General features: G+C 69.6%; 19 protein-coding genes. 11 read left to right on the top strand and 8 right to left on the bottom strand.

Annotation, left to right across the window (positions count from 1 at the left end):
* The first annotated feature begins 6 nt into the window (after positions 1-6).
* Positions 7-936, top strand: a complete 930-nt coding sequence (locus ACX9GQ_RS12055) for a pseudouridine-5'-phosphate glycosidase (protein WP_459629787.1) — start codon at positions 7-9, stop codon at positions 934-936.
* A gap of 48 nt (positions 937-984) precedes the next feature.
* Here ACX9GQ_RS12055 and ACX9GQ_RS12060 read toward each other — a convergent pair whose 3' ends face one another.
* From ACX9GQ_RS12060 to carA, 3 genes are all read right to left on the bottom strand, one after another.
* A complete protein-coding gene (locus ACX9GQ_RS12060; RefSeq protein WP_459629788.1) occupies positions 985-1,203 on the bottom strand; it encodes a hypothetical protein in 219 nt (72 codons plus the stop codon).
* A 214-nt stretch (positions 1,204-1,417) separates the two neighbouring features.
* Positions 1,418-1,807: a VOC family protein gene (locus ACX9GQ_RS12065; RefSeq protein ID WP_459629789.1), complete on the bottom strand. Its 390-nt coding sequence runs from the start codon at positions 1,805-1,807 to the stop codon at positions 1,418-1,420.
* Between the two features lie 313 nt (positions 1,808-2,120).
* A complete protein-coding gene (gene carA, locus ACX9GQ_RS12070; protein WP_459629790.1) occupies positions 2,121-3,332 on the bottom strand; it encodes a glutamine-hydrolyzing carbamoyl-phosphate synthase small subunit in 1,212 nt (403 codons plus the stop codon).
* A 216-nt stretch (positions 3,333-3,548) separates the two neighbouring features.
* Here carA and ACX9GQ_RS12075 point away from each other — a divergent pair, with 216 nt between their 5' ends.
* The 5 genes from ACX9GQ_RS12075 to ACX9GQ_RS12095 all read left to right on the top strand — a co-directional run bounded on the left by ACX9GQ_RS12075 (position 3,549) and on the right by ACX9GQ_RS12095 (position 9,755).
* Positions 3,549-4,001 carry a GatB/YqeY domain-containing protein gene (locus ACX9GQ_RS12075; RefSeq protein ID WP_459629791.1) on the top strand — a complete coding sequence of 151 codons (453 nt, stop codon included), beginning with the start codon at positions 3,549-3,551 and terminating at the stop codon, positions 3,999-4,001.
* A gap of 110 nt (positions 4,002-4,111) precedes the next feature.
* Positions 4,112-4,720: a Uma2 family endonuclease gene (locus ACX9GQ_RS12080; RefSeq protein WP_459629792.1), complete on the top strand. Its 609-nt coding sequence runs from the start codon at positions 4,112-4,114 to the stop codon at positions 4,718-4,720.
* A 92-nt stretch (positions 4,721-4,812) separates the two neighbouring features.
* Entirely contained in the window at positions 4,813-6,747 is a 1,935-nt protein-coding gene (gene dnaG, locus ACX9GQ_RS12085) for a DNA primase (protein WP_459629793.1), read from the top strand.
* 299 nt (positions 6,748-7,046) lie between these two features.
* Positions 7,047-9,041, top strand: coding sequence for an RNA polymerase sigma factor RpoD (gene rpoD / locus ACX9GQ_RS12090; RefSeq protein ID WP_459629794.1), 1,995 nt, complete (start codon positions 7,047-7,049; stop codon positions 9,039-9,041).
* A gap of 210 nt (positions 9,042-9,251) precedes the next feature.
* Complete coding sequence (locus tag ACX9GQ_RS12095) at positions 9,252-9,755, top strand: hypothetical protein (protein ID WP_459629795.1); 504 nt, start codon at positions 9,252-9,254, stop codon at positions 9,753-9,755.
* Here ACX9GQ_RS12095 and ACX9GQ_RS12100 read toward each other — a convergent pair.
* Together ACX9GQ_RS12100 and ACX9GQ_RS12105 are read right to left on the bottom strand one after the other, a co-directional pair.
* Entirely contained in the window at positions 9,752-10,222 is a 471-nt protein-coding gene (locus ACX9GQ_RS12100; RefSeq protein ID WP_459629796.1) for a DUF2721 domain-containing protein, read from the bottom strand. The two genes, ACX9GQ_RS12095 and ACX9GQ_RS12100, sit on opposite strands and share 4 nt — an antisense overlap.
* 66 nt (positions 10,223-10,288) lie before the next feature.
* A complete protein-coding gene (locus ACX9GQ_RS12105) occupies positions 10,289-10,684 on the bottom strand; it encodes a carboxymuconolactone decarboxylase family protein (protein ID WP_459629797.1) in 396 nt (131 codons plus the stop codon).
* A gap of 236 nt (positions 10,685-10,920) precedes the next feature.
* Between ACX9GQ_RS12105 and ACX9GQ_RS12110 the strand changes: the two genes are divergently transcribed.
* The 4 genes from ACX9GQ_RS12110 to ACX9GQ_RS12125 all read left to right on the top strand — a co-directional run bounded on the left by ACX9GQ_RS12110 (position 10,921) and on the right by ACX9GQ_RS12125 (position 14,754).
* Entirely contained in the window at positions 10,921-11,757 is an 837-nt protein-coding gene (locus ACX9GQ_RS12110; RefSeq protein ID WP_459629798.1) for a cyclase family protein, read from the top strand.
* Positions 11,758-12,306: 549 nt separating this feature from the next.
* The gene (locus ACX9GQ_RS12115; protein ID WP_459629799.1) at positions 12,307-13,722 is read left to right on the top strand and encodes an MATE family efflux transporter; all 1,416 of its coding nucleotides are present in this window, start codon (positions 12,307-12,309) and stop codon (positions 13,720-13,722) included.
* 91 nt (positions 13,723-13,813) lie between these two features.
* Positions 13,814-14,134, top strand: coding sequence for a c-type cytochrome (locus tag ACX9GQ_RS12120; protein WP_459629800.1), 321 nt, complete (start codon positions 13,814-13,816; stop codon positions 14,132-14,134).
* A 158-nt stretch (positions 14,135-14,292) separates the two neighbouring features.
* Positions 14,293-14,754, top strand: coding sequence for an Lrp/AsnC family transcriptional regulator (locus ACX9GQ_RS12125; RefSeq protein ID WP_459629801.1), 462 nt, complete (start codon positions 14,293-14,295; stop codon positions 14,752-14,754).
* A 141-nt stretch (positions 14,755-14,895) separates the two neighbouring features.
* On the opposite strand, the gene ACX9GQ_RS12130 is transcribed toward ACX9GQ_RS12125, so the two are convergent.
* The 3 genes from ACX9GQ_RS12130 to carB form a co-directional block, all read right to left on the bottom strand.
* Positions 14,896-15,444, bottom strand: coding sequence for a hypothetical protein (locus ACX9GQ_RS12130; protein ID WP_459629802.1), 549 nt, complete (start codon positions 15,442-15,444; stop codon positions 14,896-14,898).
* Positions 15,445-15,478: 34 nt separating this feature from the next.
* Complete coding sequence (gene greA / locus ACX9GQ_RS12135; RefSeq protein WP_459629803.1) at positions 15,479-15,952, bottom strand: transcription elongation factor GreA; 474 nt, start codon at positions 15,950-15,952, stop codon at positions 15,479-15,481.
* Between the two features lie 112 nt (positions 15,953-16,064).
* The gene (gene carB / locus ACX9GQ_RS12140; RefSeq protein WP_459629804.1) at positions 16,065-19,397 is read right to left on the bottom strand and encodes a carbamoyl-phosphate synthase large subunit; all 3,333 of its coding nucleotides are present in this window, start codon (positions 19,395-19,397) and stop codon (positions 16,065-16,067) included.
* A gap of 246 nt (positions 19,398-19,643) precedes the next feature.
* Here carB and ACX9GQ_RS12145 point away from each other — a divergent pair, with 246 nt between their 5' ends.
* A complete protein-coding gene (locus ACX9GQ_RS12145) occupies positions 19,644-20,048 on the top strand; it encodes a GtrA family protein (protein WP_459629805.1) in 405 nt (134 codons plus the stop codon).
* The last annotated feature ends 46 nt before the right edge of the window (positions 20,049-20,094 follow it).

Here is a 20,094-nt window from a genome sequence, read left to right on the forward strand (position 1 = left end):
CAGCCGATGAACCGCGCACCCGACGAGCTCCTGGTCTCACCCGCCGTCGCCGGGGCGCTCGCAGCGGGCAGGCCCGTGGTCGCGCTTGAATCGACCATCGTCGCGCACGGCATGGACTGGCCGGCCAATCTCGAGACGGCGCGGGAGGTGGAGGCCATCGTGCGCGAGGAAGGCGCGGAGCCGGCGACCATCGCCGTGCTCGGCGGACGGCTCGCGGTCGGCCTCGACGACGCGGCGCTGGAGCGGCTCGCCCGAAACGGGCCGCAGATGCTGAAGCTCAGCACCCACGACATCCCCTTCGCGGTGGCGCTGCGGCGCGACGGAGCCACCACCGTGGCGGCGACCATGCGCATCGCCGCGATGGCCGGCATCCGCATTTTCGCCACGGGCGGCATCGGCGGCGTCCACCGGGGCGTGCAGGAGACCTTCGACATTTCGGCCGACATCACCGAGCTCGGCCGCACCGGCGTCGCGGTCGTCTCCGCCGGCGCAAAGGCGATCCTCGATCTTCCGGTCACGCTGGAGGCGCTGGAAACGGCCGGCGTTCCGGTGATCGGCGTAGGGACGGACGTGTTCCCGGCCTTCTACTCGCGAGACAGCGGGCTCCGCGCGCCGCTGCGGCTCGACACGCCGGCCGAGATCGCTGCGGTCCTGAACGCGAAGTGGAGGCTGGGACTGCCCGGCGGGGCGCTGATCGCCAACCCCATTCCGGCAGAACACGAGATTCCCGCGGCCGAGATCGGCGCGGTCATCGAGACGGCGCTGCGCGAGGCGGCGGCTCAGGGCATCACCGGAAAGGCGGTCACGCCGTTCCTGCTGGGGCGGATCGTGGCGTTGACGGGAGGGCGAAGCCTCGCCGCCAACATCGCGCTGGTGCGCAACAACGCGCGGCTGGCGGCCCGCATCGCGGTCGCGGCGTCAAGCGCGGGAGCCTGAGGGCGCTTAACGACGCGCGCCCCGGCCAACGTTCGAAGGTTGCCGGCTTCAGGCGAGGGCGGCGGGGAGCCGCACGAGACGGCAGATTCGCGGCTCGACGTGGAGGCGAACCCTCTGAAGGGCGTCGCGCACGAGGCTCGCGCGGGGGCGCGGCTGTTCAAGAACCAGCGTGAAGCTCTCCCCCTCCGGCTGGGGGCGGATGGCGGCGCGCAACAGCGCCATGCCTTCCGGGTCGGTCTCGAGTGCCGAGGCATCGAGGTGAGGCATCGTACGCTCCCTGGCGGGTCATTTTCGACCCTTGTACCGACAACGTCCGGGCTCACGGCGTGATCCCCGCGTCGTCTGGAAAACATCATGCGCCTCGTTCAAGCCGGATGATGTGCGATAACGCACACAGCGCGAACCGTGCGTGCCCCTGCAGCGCGCCGCCGATGGCGGCAGCGGAGGCACGGAGCGAACGGTATCTTGGGAACGGAACCGATCAGCGCGGCGGGTCGTGGCAGACGGCCTCGACGTTGTGGCCGTCCGGGTCGATGACGAAGGCGCCGTAATAGTGGGGGTGGTAGTGCGGCCGCAGCCCCGGGGCGCCGTTGTCGAAGGCTCCGGCGGCCATGGCCGCGAAGTAGAAGTGATCCACCTGCTCCTGGTCCGCCGCCATGAAGGCGACATGCAGGCGTCCCTGGATGGGCTCGCCGGCGTTGATCCAGAACTGCGGGCGGCCGGGGCGGCCAAAGCCGGCGTGCCAGCCGTCCGCACCGTCGTCGGGGCCCACCTCCATCACGAGCCCGTAGCCGAGCGGCTTCAGCACCGCGATGTAGAAGTCGCGCGAGCGCTGGTAGTCGGCGACGGGAAAGCCGATGTGATCGAGCATGGTCGGGCCTCCGGGGGTCGGGCCGCCATGGTGGCACTTCGGGAGGCCGTCCAAAAGGCCCCGCCTGCGGGGGTATGGGACGAGACCGCCGACGGACCCACCCGTCGGCCCGGGACGCCGCGCGAGCCTGGCGCCGTCATCCCCGGCGGCCTGCGCCGCAGGCCGGGAAGGAGATCGAGGCACTTGGCCGTCGCCGGCGCCTCGCATCCGGAGACCCGCTGGATCCCTTGTCCCTGCGCGCCTGCGACGCTCCGGCCGGGGATGACGCCGGAGAAACGAGGCTCGGCAAGCAGGCGGTGCGCCCGCCCCCGCGTCAGGCTGCCTTGCGGTCCTCGATCAGCTTCACGAAGCGATCGAAGAGATAGTGGCTGTCCTGCGGGCCGGGCGAGGCCTCGGGATGGTGCTGCACCGAGAAGGCCGGGCGGTCGGTGAGCGCGATGCCGCAGTTCGACCCGTCGAAGAGGGAGACGTGCGTCTCCTTCGCGTTGGCGGGCAGCGTCTCGCGGTCCACCGCGAAGCCGTGGTTCATCGAGACGATCTCCACCTTGTCGGTGGTGAAGTCCTTCACGGGGTGGTTCGCGCCGTGGTGGCCCTGGTGCATCTTGCGCGTCTTCGCACCGACCGCGAGCGCCATCATCTGGTGGCCGAGGCAGATGCCGAAGGTCGGGATGCGCGCGTCGAGGATGCGGCGGATCACCGGGACGGCGTACTCGCCGGTCGCAGCCGGGTCGCCCGGGCCGTTGGACAGGAACACGCCATCGGGCTTCAGCGCCAGGATGTCCTCGGCCGGGGTCGTCGCGGGGACCACCGTGACGCGACAGCCGCGGTCCGCCAGCAGGCGCAGGATGTTGCGCTTCACGCCGTAGTCGATCGCGACCACGTGGTGCCGGCCCTCGCCGATCCGGCCATAGCCCTGCCCGAGCACCCACGACGTCTCGTCCCAGTCGAAGCGCTGGGCGGCGGTGACCATCGGCACGAGGTCGAGCCCGTCCATCGACGGCAGCGCCGCGGCCTTGGCCTTCAGGTCGGCGACGTCGAAGTACCCGGCCGGGTCGTGGGCGATCATCGCGTTGGGCATGCCCTTCTCGCGGATGAGCGCGGTCAGCGCTCGCGTGTCGATGCCGGCGAGCCCGACGATGCCGCGCGCCTTGAGCCAGGCGTCGAAGTGGCGCGTGGCGCGCCAGTTGGCCGGGCTCGTCACGGCGGTGTGCACCACCACGCCGCGTACCCCGGAGGCCGCGGCCATGTTGACCGTCTCGACGTCCTCCTCGTTGGTGCCCACGTTGCCAATGTGCGGGAAGGTGAACGTCACGATCTGCCCGGCATAGGAGGGATCGGTGAGGATCTCCTCGTAGCCGGTCATGGCCGTGTTGAAGCAGACCTCGCCCGCGGCCTCGCCCGTCGCGCCGATCCCGAAGCCTTCCAGCACCGTGCCGTCCGCCAGGACGAGCAGCGCCGTGGGACGGGGTTCTTCCCAGCCGGCGGAAGCCGGGCCGGAGGTGGCCTGATCTTGAAGCGTCGCCATTTTCGTCCTAAGTCCTGCGGCCCGGGCCGGCCCGCGTGCTCGCGGCCGTGCGCCTTCGACCGGACCATGGTCCGGCGTCATGGCGCGGGACACTAGGCGCGTCGCCGCGCCGCGTCAACCGCCCTGAGGGACAATTCACAAGGCTGCGCAGAGACTTATGCGCGGCCGTACGGGCCGTTCCGCCGTCGGCGGGAGCCCTCATCGCAGGAGAGCGCCATGCGCGACGAGTTCACCGCCGCCCTGAAGGACGCCATGCGGGCCGGGGACAAGCGGCGCGTCTCCACGATCCGTCTCATCACCTCGGCCCTCAAGGACCGGGACATCGAGGCCCGCGGCGCAGGCAAGGACCCGCTCTCCGACGACGAGATCCTCGGTCTCCTCCAGAAGATGGTGAAGCAGCGCCAGGAGAGCCTGAAGATCTACGAGGAGAACGCCCGCGAGGACCTCGCGACCCAGGAGCGCGAGGAAATCGCCATCATCATGGGCTTCATGCCGCAGCAGATGGACGAGGCGCAGGTCTCGGCCGCCATCGACGCCGCCATCGCCGCGACCGGCGCGGCAGGCATGAAGGACATGGGCAAGGTCATGGCGGCGCTCAAGGAGAAGTTCTCCGGCCGCATGGACTTCGGCAAGGCCAGCGCGGCCATCAAGGCCAAGCTGGCAGGCTGAGCGCCCCGTCGCCGCAGCGCGGATCACTGCGTCTCGGGGCGTGCGTCGCCCCGGAACTGCAACTCCCGATTTCTGGAAGGCGCGTCCTGCGGCATACTAGCCTGATGCCGATGAACGCTCCGGTCCCCTTTCCCGGCTCGATCCGCCAGACGCAGGCCGCCGAAGGCCTGCCCCGCCGCGCCTTCAGCGTGGCGGAGGTCGAGCGCATGGTGGAGTGCGGCCTGCTGTCGGAGGACGACCGGCTGGAGCTCATCGGCGGAGAGCTCGTCGTCATGCCGGCCAAGGGAATTCACCACGAGGTCCTGAAGGCGGCCGTGAACCGAAGCTGGAACAGGGCTGCGGCCGCGGACCTCCAGATCGTGCCGGAGACGACGTTCCGGTTGTCGCCGGATACGTTTCTCGAACCCGACTTTGTCGTCTTTCGCGCGCCCGTCACCCTGCGCACCATCACCGGCCCCTCGATCCTGCTGGCGGTCGAGGTGGCGGATTCGTCGCTGGGCTACGACCTGCATCGCAAGCCGACGGTCTACGCCCGCTTCGGCGTGCGCGAACTGTGGGTGATCGACGCGGTGCGACGGGAAACGCATGTCTTCACGGGGCCCGGGGATGCCGGATACGCCCACCTGACGGTTCACGCGGCCGACACGCCCCTCGTTCCGACCCTGGCGCCCGACCTGCCGCTCGTTCTGGCGGACCTCGATCTCGACGACCTGCCCTAGAGGCAGCAACGGCGAACCGCCCACCCTGTGGATAACGGGAGTAAGCCGCGGCGCTTCCCGGCCGACTCGCCGCCGCCCTATATTGCGGAGCGATGCGCTTTCCGCCCGGCATCCTCGACGAGATCCGTGCGCGGCTTCCGGTGTCGGAGGTCGTGGGCAAGCGCGTGCGGCTGCAGAAGGCGGGGCGCGAGTGGAAAGGGCTGTCGCCCTTCAACGCCGAGAAGACGCCGTCCTTCTTCGTCAACGACCAGAAGGGCTTCTACCACGACTTCTCGTCCGGCAAGCACGGCGACATCTTCACCTTCCTCATGGAAACGGAAGGCCTGCCCTTCCCCGAGGCGGTCGAGAGGCTCGCGGGCCTCGCCGGCGTCGAATTGCCGAAGCAGTCGCGCGAGGCGGAGGAGCACGAGCAGAAGGCCAAGGGCCTCGGCGAGGCCATGGCACTGGCGGCCGCCTTCTTCCAGGCCGAGCTCAAGGGCGGCCGCGGGGGCCGGGCACGGGCCTATCTGGACGGGCGGGGGCTTCTGCCGGCGACGCGCGAGCAGTTCGGCCTCGGCTACGCGCCGGCGGAGCGCTTCGCCCTGCGCGACCACCTCGCCGGCAAGGGCGTGCCGGCGGAGGTGATGATCGAGGCGGGCCTGCTGATCGCGGCGGAGGACGTGGCCGTCCCCTACGACCGGTTCCGCGACCGCATCATGTTCCCGATCCACGACGCGCGCGGCCGGGTAATCGCCTTCGGCGGCCGGGCGATGGAGAAGGACGTCCCGGCCAAGTACCTGAATTCGCCGGACACGCCGCTCTTCCACAAGGGACGCGTCCTCTACAATCATCATCTGGCGCGCAAGGCGTCACACGACCGCGGGACGGTGATCGCCGTGGAGGGCTACGTCGACGTCATTGCCATGAGCGTCGCGGGCTTTCCCAACACCGTCGCCCCGCTGGGCACGGCGCTGACGCCGGACCAGCTCGGCCTGCTCTGGCGCATGGCCGACGAGCCGATCCTCTGCTTCGACGGCGACAAGGCCGGCCGCCGCGCCGCCTGGCGCGCCGTCGATACGGCGCTGCCCCTTCTGCAGCCGGGCAAGTCGCTGCGCTTCGCCATGCTGCCGGAGGGCCAGGACCCGGACGACCTCGCCCGCTCCGGCGGCCAGCCGGCGCTCGCCCGGGTGCTGGAGGCGGCGCAACCGCTGGTCGATGTGCTGTGGTCCCGCGAGGTCGAGGCCGGGCCGCTCGACACGCCGGAGCGCCGGGCCGCGCTGGAGCGTCGGCTGCGCGAGATCCTGTCGGCGGTGAAGGACGAGGACCTTCGCAAGCACTACCGCGCCGAGATGGACGCGCGGCTGCGCGCCATCCTGCCGCAGGCCGGCGGGGGCCGCGGCGAGGGCGCCGGACGGCGCGGCTGGCAGCAGGACCGGCGCGGCGGGCGCGACCCGCGCCGCCCCACCGGCGTCCCGGAGCGGCTGCGCGCCAGCCAGAGCCTGGCCGCGAGCCCGCTGTTCACGCGTTCGCCCGGCCCCTCCCCGCGCGAGGCGCTGATCGTGCTGGCACTGGCCAGCCATCCGGCGCTGCTCGCCGAGCAGGTGGAGGCCCTTGCGGGGCTCGACCTCGCCCACGCCGACGCCCTGCGCCTGCGCGAGGCGCTGGTGGACGCCGCGGCAGAGGGCGACACCGGCGAGGTGGGCGAGGCCGACCCTGCCGCCGCATCGGCCCGGCTGCGTGCCGCCCTGGAGGCCGCCGGCCACGGCCCCGGGCTTGGCCGGCTCGTCGCCGCGGTGCGCCCCGGGGACCGATGGTGTCTTGACTCGGGCGCCGATCCCACGGAAGTGAGGGATACGTTGCGACAGGCGATGACCTTGCACAGGCGCGCCCTCACGCTACATAACGAGCTCAGGCTGGCGGAGACCGCCTTCGCGCAGGACCCGACCGAGCCCCACCTCGCCTGGATTCGCGATCTGCAGGTGCAGATTTCGGCGCTGGATGGTGTGGAGGCCGACAGGGACGCCTTCGCGGACCGGAACGAAGCCTGACACTGGGGGATTGAGAGCTTCCGGCGTGCCGGTTGCGGTGCCACTGCCGATCGCAGTCGCGCCGGCGACGGAGCCGGGTCGGGGTTGCAGAACCCGTGAAACGTCGCAGCGGTCGGCCCGTCGGGGCGATCGAACGGTTAAGGCTCACTTAATCGATTCGCGACACTCATGGGCGAAGGGATGCAAAGCGGGCGGACGGGGACACCTGTCCCGCCCTCTCTTGCATGGACGGAACTTCCGTGGCCGACCGGGCGCCTTTGTGCCTGCACCGTCCGCGGCATGCGTGGAGCGAACGGGCAATGGCGACGAAGAGCAACGAGAAGGCCGACGGCGACGTGGCGGATGCCCCGCAGACGGACAGCCCGCTTCTCGACCTCACCGACCAGGCCGTCAAGCGCATGATCAAGCTCGCCAAGAAGCGCGGGTTTGTGACGTACGAGGAACTGAACGAGGTGCTCCCGTCCGAGGAGGTCACCTCCGAGCAGATCGAGGACATCCTCGCGATGCTCAACGAGATGGGCATCAACGTCGTCGAGTCGGAGGAGGCTGACGGCGAGCGGCCCGAGACGGCCGAGGGTGGCGACGACGAGGAGGAAGGCGGCGACCTCGTCGAGGCGGCGCCGCGGGCCGTCGTGGCCAAGGCCGAGCGCGCCGAACCCGCCGACCGCACCGACGACCCGGTCCGCATGTACCTGCGCGAGATGGGCTCGGTCGAGCTCCTCTCCCGCGAGGGCGAGATCGCCATCGCCAAGCGCATCGAGGCCGGCCGCGAGGCGATGATCGCCGGGCTCTGCGAGAGCCCCCTGACCTTCCAGGCCATCATCATCTGGCGCGACGAGCTCAACGACGGGAAGGTCCTTCTCCGCGACATCATCGACCTCGAGGCGACCTATGCCGGCCCGGACGGCAAGGGCGGCCCGAAGGCTGACGGCGAGGCCGAGGAAGGCGAGGAGGAGACGGCGCTCGCCGAGGGGGCCGAGCCGCCGATCCCCGAAGGCGACATGGAAGAAGACGACATGGAGAACAACGTCTCCCTGTCGGCCATGGAAGCCGAGCTGAAGCCGAAGGTGCTCGAGACCTTCGACCGCATCGCGGATGCCTACAAGAAGCTGCGCCGCCTGCAGGACCAGAACGTCGAGTCCAAGCTGCAGAACACGTCGCTGACGCCGGCCCAGGAGCGCAAGTACAAGAAGCTCAAGGAAGAGATCGTCACGGACGTGAAGTCCCTGTCGCTCAACCAGAACCGCATCGAGGCGCTGGTCGAGCAGCTCTACGACATCAACAAGCGCCTGATCGGCCTCGAGGGTCGGCTGATGCGGCTTGCCGAGAGCTACAAGGTCGCCCGCGACGACTTCCTGAAGAACTACCAGGGGTCGGAGCTCGACCCGAAGTGGCTGCTGCGCGTCTCCAAGCTCGGCACCCGCGGCTGGAAGGACTTCGTGGCGAACGACAAGGACGCCATCAAGGACATCCGCCAGGAGATCCACAACCTCGCCTCCGAGACGGGCCTGGAGATCCAGGAATTCCGCAAGATCGTGCACATGGTGCAGAAGGGCGAGCGCGAGGCCCGGCAGGCGAAGAAGGAGATGGTGGAGGCGAACCTGCGCCTCGTGATCTCCATCGCCAAGAAGTACACGAACCGCGGCCTGCAGTTCCTGGACCTGATCCAGGAGGGCAACATCGGCCTCATGAAGGCCGTCGACAAGTTCGAGTACCGCCGCGGCTACAAGTTCTCGACCTATGCCACGTGGTGGATCCGGCAGGCGATCACCCGCTCGATCGCCGACCAGGCCCGCACCATCCGCATCCCGGTGCACATGATCGAGACGATCAACAAGATCGTCCGCACCAGCCGCCAGATGCTGCACGAGATCGGCCGCGAGCCGACGCCGGAGGAACTGGCCGAGAAGCTGGCCATGCCGCTGGAGAAGGTGCGCAAGGTCCTCAAGATCGCCAAGGAGCCGATCTCGCTCGAGACGCCCATCGGCGACGAGGAGGACAGCCACCTCGGCGACTTCATCGAGGACAAGAACGCCGTCCTGCCGATCGACGCGGCGATCCAGTCGAACCTGCGCGAGACGACCACGCGCGTGCTGGCCTCGCTCACGCCGCGCGAGGAGCGCGTGCTGCGCATGCGTTTCGGCATCGGCATGAACACCGACCACACGCTGGAGGAAGTCGGCCAGCAGTTCTCGGTGACGCGCGAGCGCATCCGCCAGATCGAGGCGAAGGCGCTGCGCAAGCTCAAGCACCCGAGCCGCTCGCGCAAGCTGCGCAGCTTCCTCGACAACTGAGTCCGCCGGCCCGGATGCGGGCCGCCGGGACAGATCCCACGACACCATTCATGGGGCGAGCCCGGGTGAGCCGGGCGGAATGGTCTGTCGGGACATAGCGACCGCGGGCCACATCTTCGCCCGGACGCATGCGTTGTCCTGCATCAAGGAGCGCGTAGAGACGCCTGTCCCACAATGCCTTCCGGTCCATCTGGCCGGGGGAGAATGTTCATGCGACGCGTGTCACGCCTGGTCCTGGCGGCGTGGATGCTCGTCGGTCCGGCCGGGGCTTTCGAGTACAAGACGAGCGTCTATCGCCGGTTCGGCGAGTGGGTCGTCACCTACACCCCGGGCCAGTACCAGACGACGTGCCTGATCGAGCGCCGCGGGGGACGCGTCGCCCTCGGCGCGTGGGGCGACAACACCGAACTGTGGGTTAGGCTTCGAGGACTGCAGCCACGGGAGGGTCAGTCGGGGCAGGCCAAGGTTGCTTTCGTCAACAAGTCGTTGGGGCAAGACATCATGATCCAGTCGGCTCGTTGGTCCTCACCGGGCGTAACCTGGATCACGATCTTCCTTCCGCCGAAGGCATTCCACGTCTTTAGTCTGTCGACTCACGTCGTCATCACGCTTGAAGGACGATCCGAGACCTACCCTGCCGGTTTCGACGTCAAGGTGTGGCAGGCGTTCGTCGAATGCGTGCAGGTCCACAACGCCCGCACGCCCACCAACTAGCCCTCGTCCAGCATGCCGGCGTCGATCCCGGCGATGACCTCCTCGTCGGACTCGTAGCGGGCGAGGCGGGCCTCGTCGAAGAACAGGTACAAGGCTGCGCTCAGCAGCAGCGTGGCCGTGCAGAAGAGAACCGCGGCGCCATAGGCGTGGTCCTCGCCGAGAAACTGCGACATGAACAGCACCGTCAGCAGCAGCGTCGCGCAGATGCCGCTGGCCAGCGTCAGCACGATGGCGTCGTTCAGGCGGCGGGCCCGCCGGATCAACCGTTTCATCTGCTTGATGAAAATGCGTTTCTCCTTGGTCTGCGCGGCTGCTTGCAGCTTCACCGCGCGGTCCCGCACGACGGCGAGGCGGCTGGTCATCAGCGACACGAAGGCCGCCACCGCGCCGAGAAAGAAGGCGGGGGCCGTGGCGTTGGCGAAAATCTGGGTGAGCCGCTCCAGCGGCGGCAGGAATTCCAGCGCCATGCGCCCTCCCCTCCCGGCCCGGCGCGTCCGACCGGGCATCGTGTCCCTTGAAAGAGGCGCCAGGCCTCAGACCTTGAAGACGTCGTCCACCTCGACCCCCAGCGCCGTGACGAGCCGGTTGGTCTCCGAGGCCATGCCGACGATCGCCACGAGTTCCGCATGCTCGGCGTCGGTCATGCCCTTGGCCCGGGCCGCCGCGGTGTGGGAATGGATGCAGTAGCTGCAGCCGTGGGCGATGGACACGGCCACGTAGATCATCTCCTTCACCTTGGGATCGAGCGCGCCCGGTGCCATGACCTGGCGGATGCTCTCCCAGGTGCGCCGCAGCGTCGCCGGGTCGTGCGCGAGCGCGCGCCAGAAGTCGTTGACGTAGTCGCTGCGCCGCGTCGCCCGGATGTCGTCGAAGACCGCCTTCGCCTCCGGCGAAAGTTCGTGGTCGGCAAGCAGTTTCACGGTGGCCATGCGGAGTCTCCCTCGGCAGGGCCACGCTAGAACATGCGGCGGACGCGTGGAAACCGGCGTTCGGCATTCTTGCGTGAACAACCCGCGGCATCCGTGCCGGCTCGCTCTCACAGGCGGCAAGCGCGCGGGCTGACACCCGTGCGCAGCCGTTGACTTGGCAGAACCCGGCCTCATGATTTTCAGGCGCCGACGGCCGGCGACGCAGCGACGGCCGCGGCCCCGAGGGAGCCTCCATCATGTGCCAGCATTGCGTCATCGAAGGCGTCAAGCGCCGGATGCTCGACCGCCGCAGCCTCTTCCGCGGCGCAGCCGCGGCCGCCGTGGCCACCGCCGCAGCCGGCGTGGCTGTCACGCCCGCCGCCGCCCAGGCGCCGACCGTCGCCGTCTCGGCGGCGGGCGTGCGCGACCTGACCCATGAGCTCTACCCCGACTTCCCGACCTTCTTCGGCGAGCCGCAGCTGAAGATCGTCAACAAGTTCAATTACAAGGAGCACAAGTTCAACCTGAACGAGTGGGTGGTGAACGAGCACACGGGCACCCACCTCGACGCGCCACTGCACTTCTCCGCGGACGGGCGCAGCGTCGCGGAGATTCCGGTCGAGAACCTCGTGGTGCCGCTCGCCGTCATCGACATCCGCGAGAAGGCCGCCGGCAACCCCGACGCGCAGGTGACGCCGGACGACATCAAGGCGTGGGTGGGCAGGAACGGCCCGATCCCGGGCAAGGCCTGCGTCGCCATGCTGTCGGGCTGGGACGCCTTCGTGACGGGCCCGAAGTTCCGCAACGCCGACGACAAGAAGGTGATGCACTTCCCGGGCTTCCACGTCGAGGCGGCGAAGATGCTGCTGGAGACGACCACGGCGTCGGGCATTGCGGTCGACACGCTGTCGCTCGACTTCGGTCCCTCGCCCGACTTCGCCACACACTACGCCTGGCTGCCGGCCGGGCGCTGGGGCCTGGAATGCGCCGCCAACCTCGGGCGCCTGCCCGCCAAGGGCGCGATGCTCGTCGTCGGCGCGCCCAAGATCCGAGGCGCGACCGGAGGCCCGACCCGCGTGTTCGCCTTCGTCTGAGGCAGCCCGCTCCACTGGAGGGGCGCCGGGACGCAGGTTCCGGCAAGCCGGCATCGACCGCGGTGCCGCTCTTCTCGTCGCGAGGAAGCGGCCCCTCATCCGGCGCTTCTCAGGATCGTCACAAGAGGCCCCTCATCCGGCGCTTCGCAGGATCGTCACAAGAGGCCCCTCATCCGGCGCTTCGCGCCACCTTCTCCCCGCCAGCGGGGAGAAGGTGCCCCGGAACGCGCCGGGCTTGCCCCGCTCGTGCTTCGAAGGATGCGGGAGCGGGCCAAGGCCCGCGCCCGCGGGGCGGATGAGGGGCCTGACGGCCGCACAAAAAGAAACCGCCAGAGAACCTGCGGCGGCGCGTTCATCCGGCGTCGGCCGCGGGTTCCTGGCGGTGCTGGGTTGCGGAGACGGGGGGTTCTCCACGCAACCTCGATGGGGATGTGGGGGTCCTCGCCCCCGCCCGCAAGGGCTGCAGCCGTTCGCCGCAGGCCCGGGCCTGACCGGCCGCCGCCACGCTCATGCTTGGAACCGTCACGTTCTGCCCCTAGAAGGACGGCCATGAGCGACATGACGGTGCCGGCCGCGACCGGGCGCCAGGCGTGGCTGGCGGAGGCGCGGGCCACGCTGGTGCTGGCGTGGCCCATGATCCTGACGAACCTGGCCCAGACGGGCATGACCGCGACCGACGTGCTCATGATGGGCCGGCTCGGGCCGCAGGCGGTCGCCGCGGGCGCGCTCGGCGCCAACCTCTATTTCGCCGTGCTCATCTTCGGCATCGGCGTGATGAGCGCCACCTCGGCGATGATCGCCGCCGAGCGCGGCCGCAACCGGTACGCGGTGCGCGAGGTCCGCCGCACGGTCCGGCAGGGCCTGTGGGCGTCGGTGATGGTGTCGCTGCCGAGCTGGGTCGTGCTGTGGAACGGCGAGGCCATCATGCTGCTGCTCGGCCAGGAGCCGGCGCTGGCCGCCATGGCCGGCGCCTACCTGCGCACGCTCATGCTGAGCATGCTGCCCTTTCTCGCCTATCTCGTGCTGCGCTCATTCGTGGCGGCGCTGGAGCGCCCGCGCTGGGCGCTCGTCGCCTGCGTCATCGCGCTCGTCTTCAACGCCGGCGCCAACTGGGTGCTGATGTTCGGCCATCTCGGCGCGCCGGCCCTCGGCCTCGTCGGCTCGGGCATCGCCACAGCGCTGTCCTCGCTGCTGATGTTCGGCCTGCTGGCGGCGGTCGTCATGCGCGACAGGCGGTTCCGGCGCTACCGGCTGTTCGGCCGCTTCTGGCGGCCGGACTGGGCGCGCCTCGCGCAGTTCTGGCGGCTGGGGCTGCCCATCGGCGCGACGCTGTTCTTCGAGGTCAGCATCTTCAACGCGGCCGTGTTCCTGATGGGGCTCATCGGGTCCACGGCGCTGGCCGCGCACGCCATCGCCATCCAGATCGCATCCCTCACCTTCATGGTGCCGATGGGGTTCGGGCAGGCGGTGACGGTGCGGGTCGGCCTCGCCTACGGCGCCCGCGACCGGGAGGCCGTGGGCCTCGCCGGCTGGACCGCCTTCGCGCTCGGCACGGGCTTCATGGCACTGATGGCCCTCGTCATGGTGACGACGCCGCGGCCGCTCATCGGCGCGTTCCTCGACCTCGACCTGCCTTCGAACGCGGCTGTCATCGAGCTGGCCGTCGTCTTCCTCGCCGTCGCCGCGGTGTTCCAGGTCGCCGACGGCGCCCAGGTGCTGGGCGCGGGCATGCTGCGCGGACTGCACGACACGCGCGTCCCGATGATGTACGCGCTGGCGGGCTACTGGGGCATCGGCCTGCCGATGGCCGCTCTGCTCGGCTTCCTCACGCCGCTCGGCGGCACCGGCATCTGGATGGGCCTCGCCGCCGGCCTCGCCGTCGTGGCCGTGCTGATGACCTGGCGCTGGATGCGCCGGGACGATCTCGGCCTGATGCCCGCCGACGCGTCGCCGGTTCCCCACTGAAGCCACGACGTTCGTCGCCATGGCGGCCGGGGATGCGCCCGGCTAGGCTGGGGCATCCTCCGAATCGTCCTTTTCTGAAATGGGGAGACCCATGCGCCGCGTCCTCGTCCTCACCGCCGGCCTCGTCCTCGCGGCCGCGCCGGCCCTCGCCGCCGGCAACCCGGCGCGCGGCAAGGACATCGCCGAGAAGAAATGCGCCATCTGCCACGCGATCGGCACCTCGGGCGAGAGCCCGAACCCGAAGGCGCCGCCCTTCCGCACGCTGTCGGAGCGCTACCCGATCGACAGCCTTCAGGAAGCGCTCGCGGAGGGCATCACCGTGGGGCACGAGGGCATCGCCATGCCCGAGTTCCGCATGGAACCCCGCGAGATCGACGATTTCCTCGCGTTCCTGAAGAGCGTCAACAAGTAGCCGGCGCGCCCGCAGCGCGCCCCGGCAAGGTTCTTGCGTGGGCCTTGGGACGCCCGGCCGCCGGAGGCCCGGCAGCGCGCCGTCCTGTCCTGCGGCCGGTATCCAGCCGGCCCCGCGATGCTTTAAACAGGTGGCGCCACTCAGGAGACCGCCGGACCTTGGCTTCCGACTTCGACGATGTCGACCTCAGGATCATCCACGAACTGCAGGCCGACGGCCGCATGACCAACGTGGAGCTGGCGCGCCGGCTGGGCCTGTCCGCCCCGCCGAGCCTGCGCCGCGTGCGGGCGCTCGAGGAGACGGGCGTCATCACCGGCTACCGCGCGCTCGTCGACGAGAAGCGGTTGGGCTACGACATCGTCTTCTTCGCCTTCGTCCACCTCGCCAGCCAGGCCGAGGCCGACCTCGCGGCCTTCCGTGCAGCCATGCGCGAGTGGCCTGCCGTGCGCGAGTGCTGGACGCTGTCGGGCGACATCGACTTCATCATCAAGGGCGTGGCGCCCGACCTGCGGGCCTTCCAGCAGCTCGTTGCCGACCTCACCGCATTGCCGAACGTCCGCACCATCCGCACCGCGGTGGCGCTGGACAAGGTGAAGGACGAACCCATCGCGCCCGTGTGAGGCGGGCCGGCGGGCTGGCCGGACGGCGAGCCGCGCCGTCCGCGAGGGCGTCCTTGTCGAGGCTGCCTTGGGAATGGAGAGGCGGAGGCCAGTTGCGGAGGGCCCGTGCGCCGTCAGGCGCGCGGCGCGCCTGCGCGACGGCTACACGCCCAGCTTGCGCTTCAGCCAGCCGGCGTAAAAGGCGCAAAGCGCCTGAAGGCGCGGGCCGGCATTGTCGGCGAACATCAGGCCGGGGCCCATGACGTTCTCGTAGGCGCCGAGCATCGGCTCCTGGCGGATCACCTTGCCGCCGGCGATGATCAGGGCGGCCCCTTCCATGTAGTCCGTCACGCGGATCACCGACTGGTTCGGCTCGCCGCTGCTGCCGGTGCCGAACTGGACGGCGTCGATGCGGATGACGAGCGTGGGAGCGTGGCGGTCACCCGGCGCGAGGTTGGCGGCGAAGATGCGGCGGGCCTCCTGCAGCATCACCTGCTGCGTCCGGTCGGCGAAGAGGCCGTACTGGCTGAGGCCGAACGGCCCGCCGCCCTTGGTGCGCAGCGGGGTGACGTCGACGACGATGGCGCTGAACCGCTGCTGCGCCATCGCCGGCGCGGCAGCGAACAGGAGAAGGGCCGCCGTCACGGCGAGGGAGAACGCGAGGAGGCGCGCCAGCATCGGGCGCGGGGCGGAGAGATCAGCGAGGCTCATGGCGGGTTCCGGCGTCGAGGGCGTTGCGGCCGTCTCAGACGAAGAGGACGTCGACGATCTCGTAGCTCTTGCCGCCGCCCGGCGTGTTGACCTCGACGCTGTCGCCGGTCTTCTTGCCGATGAGGGCGCGGGCGATCGGCGAGGTGATGGAGACCTTGCCGGACTTCACGTCGGCTTCGCTTTCGCCGACGATCTGGTAGGTCTTCTCCTCCTCGGTGTCCTCGTCGATGAGCTTCACCGTGGCGCCGAACTTGATCGTGGAGCCCGACAGCTTGGAGACGTCGATGATCTCGGCGCGCGACAGCTTGTCCTCGAGCTCGGCGATCCGGCCCTCGTTCAGCGACTGCTGTTCCTTGGCGGCGTGATACTCGGCGTTCTCCGACAGGTCGCCGTGCGAGCGGGCCTCGGAGATGGCGGCGATGATCCGCGGGCGCTCCACCTGCTGGCGGTTGCGCAGCTCCTCCTCGAGGGCCTTGTAGCCGCCGGGGGTCATCGGAATCTTGTCCATCGTCGGTTCCGTCGCAGACTTGCCTTGGGAGACGACGCCGCCGCGGACCCGAATAGGGTCCCCGGGAGGCGACAGTCGTGGGACAACGAAAAAAGCCCGCGCCCGACCGAAATCAGGCCCGCGCCCCGAAATAATCCTGCAGCGCACGCACCTGGAGATCGCCGCCGAGATAGGCCTTGATCCCCTGCACGGCCGCGACCGCGCCTGCTAGCGTGGTGTAATACGGCACCTTATGCAAGAGGGCCGCCCGGCGCAGGGACCGGCTGTCGGCGAGCGCCTGCTTGCCCTCGGTGGTGTTGAACACCAGCTGGATGCCGCCGTTCTTGATGGCGTCCACCACGTGCGGCCGGCCTTCAAGCACCTTGTTGATCTTCGCCGCCTTGACGCCGTTCTCCTCGAGGAAGCGCTGCGTGCCGCTGGTGGCGACGATCTGGAAGCCGAGGTCCGACAGGATCTTCATGCTCGGCAGGATGCGCTCCTTGTCGCCGTCGCGCATGGAGACGAACACCGTCCCCGCCTTCGGCACCTTGGTGCCGCCGCCGAGCTGGCTCTTGGCGAAGGCCACGCCGAAGGAGCGGTCGAGGCCGATCACCTCGCCGGTCGAGCGCATCTCCGGCCCGAGCAGCACGTCGACGCCCGGGAAGCGGGCGAACGGGAACACCGCCTCCTTCACGCCGATGTGGTCGAGCGCCTTCGGCTTGAGCCCGAAGGAGCCCAGGCTCTCCCCCGCCATGACGCGCGAGGCGATCTTGGCGATCGGCTCGCCGATCACCTTGGCGACGAAGGGCACGGTGCGCGAGGCGCGCGGATTGACCTCCAGGACGTAGATGTCGCCGTCCTTGAGCGCGTACTGCACGTTCATGAGGCCGCCAACGTCGAGCGCCAGCGCCAGTTCCCGCGTCTGCCGCTCGAGCTCCGCGATCACCTCCGGCTTCAGCGAGTGCGGCGGCAGGGCGCAGGCCGAGTCGCCCGAGTGGATGCCCGCCTCCTCGATGTGCTCCATGATGCCGGCGATGAACACGTCCTTGCCGTCGGCGAGGCAGTCGACGTCGACCTCGATGGCGTCCGACAGGTAGCGGTCGAACAGCAGCGGGTTCTTTCCCAGCACCGTGTTGATCTGCCCCGTCTTGTCGTTGGGGTAGCGCGCCTTGATGTCGTTCGGCACGAGCTCGGGCAGCGTGCCGAGCAGGTAGCGATCGAACTGCGCCTCGTCGTGGATGATCTCCATGGCGCGGCCGCCGAGCACGTAGGACGGGCGCACGACGAGCGGCAGGCCGAGGTCCAGCATGACGAGCCGGCTCTGCTCGACCGAGTACGCGATGCCGTTCTGCGGCTGCTTGAGGCCGAGCTTGTCGAGGAGCCGCTTGAAGCGGTCGCGGTCCTCGGCGAGGTCGATGGCGTCGGGCGAGGTCCCGAGGATCGGGATGTCGGCGGCCTCGATGGCCTTGGCGAGCTTCAGCGGGGTCTGCCCGCCGAACTGCACGATGACGCCGAGCAGCGTGCCGTTCTCCTGCTCCTTCTTGAGGATCTCGATGACGTCCTCGGCCGTCAGCGGCTCGAAGTAGAGCCGGTCGGAGGTGTCGTAGTCGGTGGAGACCGTCTCCGGGTTGCAGTTGACCATGATGGTCTCGAACCCGGCGTCCGACAGCGCGAAGCAGGCGTGGCAGCAGCAGTAGTCGAACTCGATGCCCTGGCCGATGCGGTTCGGACCGCCGCCGAGGATGACGACCTTCCGGCGGTCGGACGGCTTCGCCTCGTCGGCCGGCTGCCCGGCGAAAGGCGGCGCGTAGGTCGAGTACATGTAGGCCGTGGGCGACGCGAACTCGGCCGCGCAGGTGTCGATGCGCTTGTAGACCGGCCGCACGTCGAGCGCCCGGCGCCGCTTGGTGACCTCGGCCTCCGGCAGCTTCGCCAGCACGGAGAGCCGCGCGTCGGAGAAGCCCATGCTCTTGAGCTGGCGGAACGCCCCCGGCGTCGTCGGCAGCCCGAACCTGCGCACCTTCTCCTCGGTCTCGACGATGCCGGCGAGCTGCTCGAGGAACCACGTGTCGATCTTGCAGGCCTGGTAGATCTGCTCGACGTCGAAGCCCAGCCGCATGGCCTGCACCACCTTGAGCAGGCGGTCGGGGGTCGGCGTGCCGAGCGCGGCGCGGATGGCGTTCTTGTCGTCGCCCTGGCCGAGGCCCTCGATCTCGATCTCGTCGAGGCCGGTGAGCCCCGTCTCCAGCGAGCGCAGCGCCTTCTGCAGCGATTCCTGGAAGGTCCGGCCGATGGCCATCGCCTCGCCGACCGACTTCATCGACGTGGTGAGGGTGGGCTCGGCGCCGGGGAACTTCTCGAAGGCGAAGCGCGGGATCTTGGTGACGACGTAGTCGATCGTCGGCTCGAACGACGCCGGGGTGGCCCCGCCGGTGATGTCGTTGGCGATCTCGTCGAGCGTGTAGCCCACCGCGAGCTTGGCCGCGACCTTGGCGATGGGGAAGCCCGTCGCCTTCGACGCCAGGGCCGAGGAGCGCGAGACGCGCGGATTCATCTCGATCACGATCATCCGCCCGTTCTCGGGGTTGACCGCGAACTGGACGTTGGAGCCGCCCGTCTCGACGCCGATCTCGCGCAGCACGGCGAGCGAGGCGTCGCGCATGCACTGGTATTCCTTGTCGGTCAGCGTCAGCGCCGGGGCGATGGTGATCGAGTCGCCCGTGTGCACGCCCATCGGGTCGATGTTCTCGATGGAGCAGACGATGATGCAGTTGTCCGCCCGGTCGCGGACCACCTCCATCTCGAACTCCTTCCAGCCGAGCACGCTCTCCTCGATGAGCACCTCGTTCGTCGGCGAGGCATCGATGCCGCGCTCGACGATCTCGATGAACTCCGCCTTGTTGTAGGCGATGCCGCCGCCGGTGCCGCCCATGGTGAAGGACGGGCGGATGATCGCGGGCAGGCCGATGTCGTTCAGCGCCTCGAGGGCGCCGGCGAGGGTCTTGATCTGGTGCGAGCGCGGCGTCTCCAGCCCGATCTTGGTCATCGCGTCGCGGAAGAGCTCGCGATCCTCCGCCTTGTCGATCGCCTCGGCCGTGGCGCCGATCATCTCGACGTCGAACTTGTCCAGAACGCCCATCTTCTTCAGCGACAGGGCGCAATTGAGCGCCGTCTGGCCGCCCATCGTCGGCAGCAGGGCGAAGCCGCCGGGGATGACGTGGCGCTCGGTCTCGATGATCTTGGCGACGATCTCGGGCGTGATCGGCTCGACATAGGTCCGGTGCGCCATGTCCGGATCGGTCATGATCGTCGCCGGGTTCGAATTGACGAGGACGATGCGGTAGCCCTCCTCCTTCAGCGCCTTCACCGCCTGCGTGCCCGAATAGTCGAACTCGCAGGCCTGGCCGATGACGATCGGGCCGGCACCGATGATGAGGATGGTGGAGATGTCTGTCCGCTTCGGCATGTCGCCCTTCGTCGCTTTGGGCGGGTGCGAGAGGCGCCCGCTCATGAAAAAGGGCCGGAAACCGGCCCCCGCCCGCGCTTTTCTGCACCCGTCGCGGCGTCCCGGCAGGACCCCGCACCCGGACGGCGCGCGCATCGACCTCGTGCTGAAGTCGCGAGTTCCTAGACGAGAATCGCCGGTGAGGGAAGCGGAAAGGGCAGGCGATCCACGGCTTCCGCCCGGCTCCGCCCCGGGCTATCGAGGGCCATGGACCTCGATCCGCGCACCCTCGCCCGCCAGTTCTCCGCCTTCTTCGGCGTCGGCCTCGTCGCCGCCGTGGCCCACTACGGCACGCTCATCGGCCTCGTCGAGGGCGCCGGGGCGGGACCGGTGCCGGCGACACTGGCGGGCTACATCCTCGGCGGCGTGGTGTCTTACCTTCTCAATCGGCGGCACGTCTTCGCCAGCGACCGCCCGCACCGCGAGGCGACGTGGCGCTTTGCGGTGGTGGCTGGCGTCGGATTCGTGCTCACAGGGCTGATCATGGCCCTCCTGACGGGCCGGCTCGCCCTGCCCTACCTGCCGGCGCAGGTGGCCACGACGGGGATCGTCATGTTGTGGAGCTTCGCCGCGAACCGCTGGTGGACCTTCGGCCGCGGCAGGATTCCCTGACGGCTGCGAGGCGCCGTCCAAGGAGGCGGCAGCGGGCGACAGCCCG

The organism is Alsobacter sp. R-9 (genome assembly GCF_054612375.1).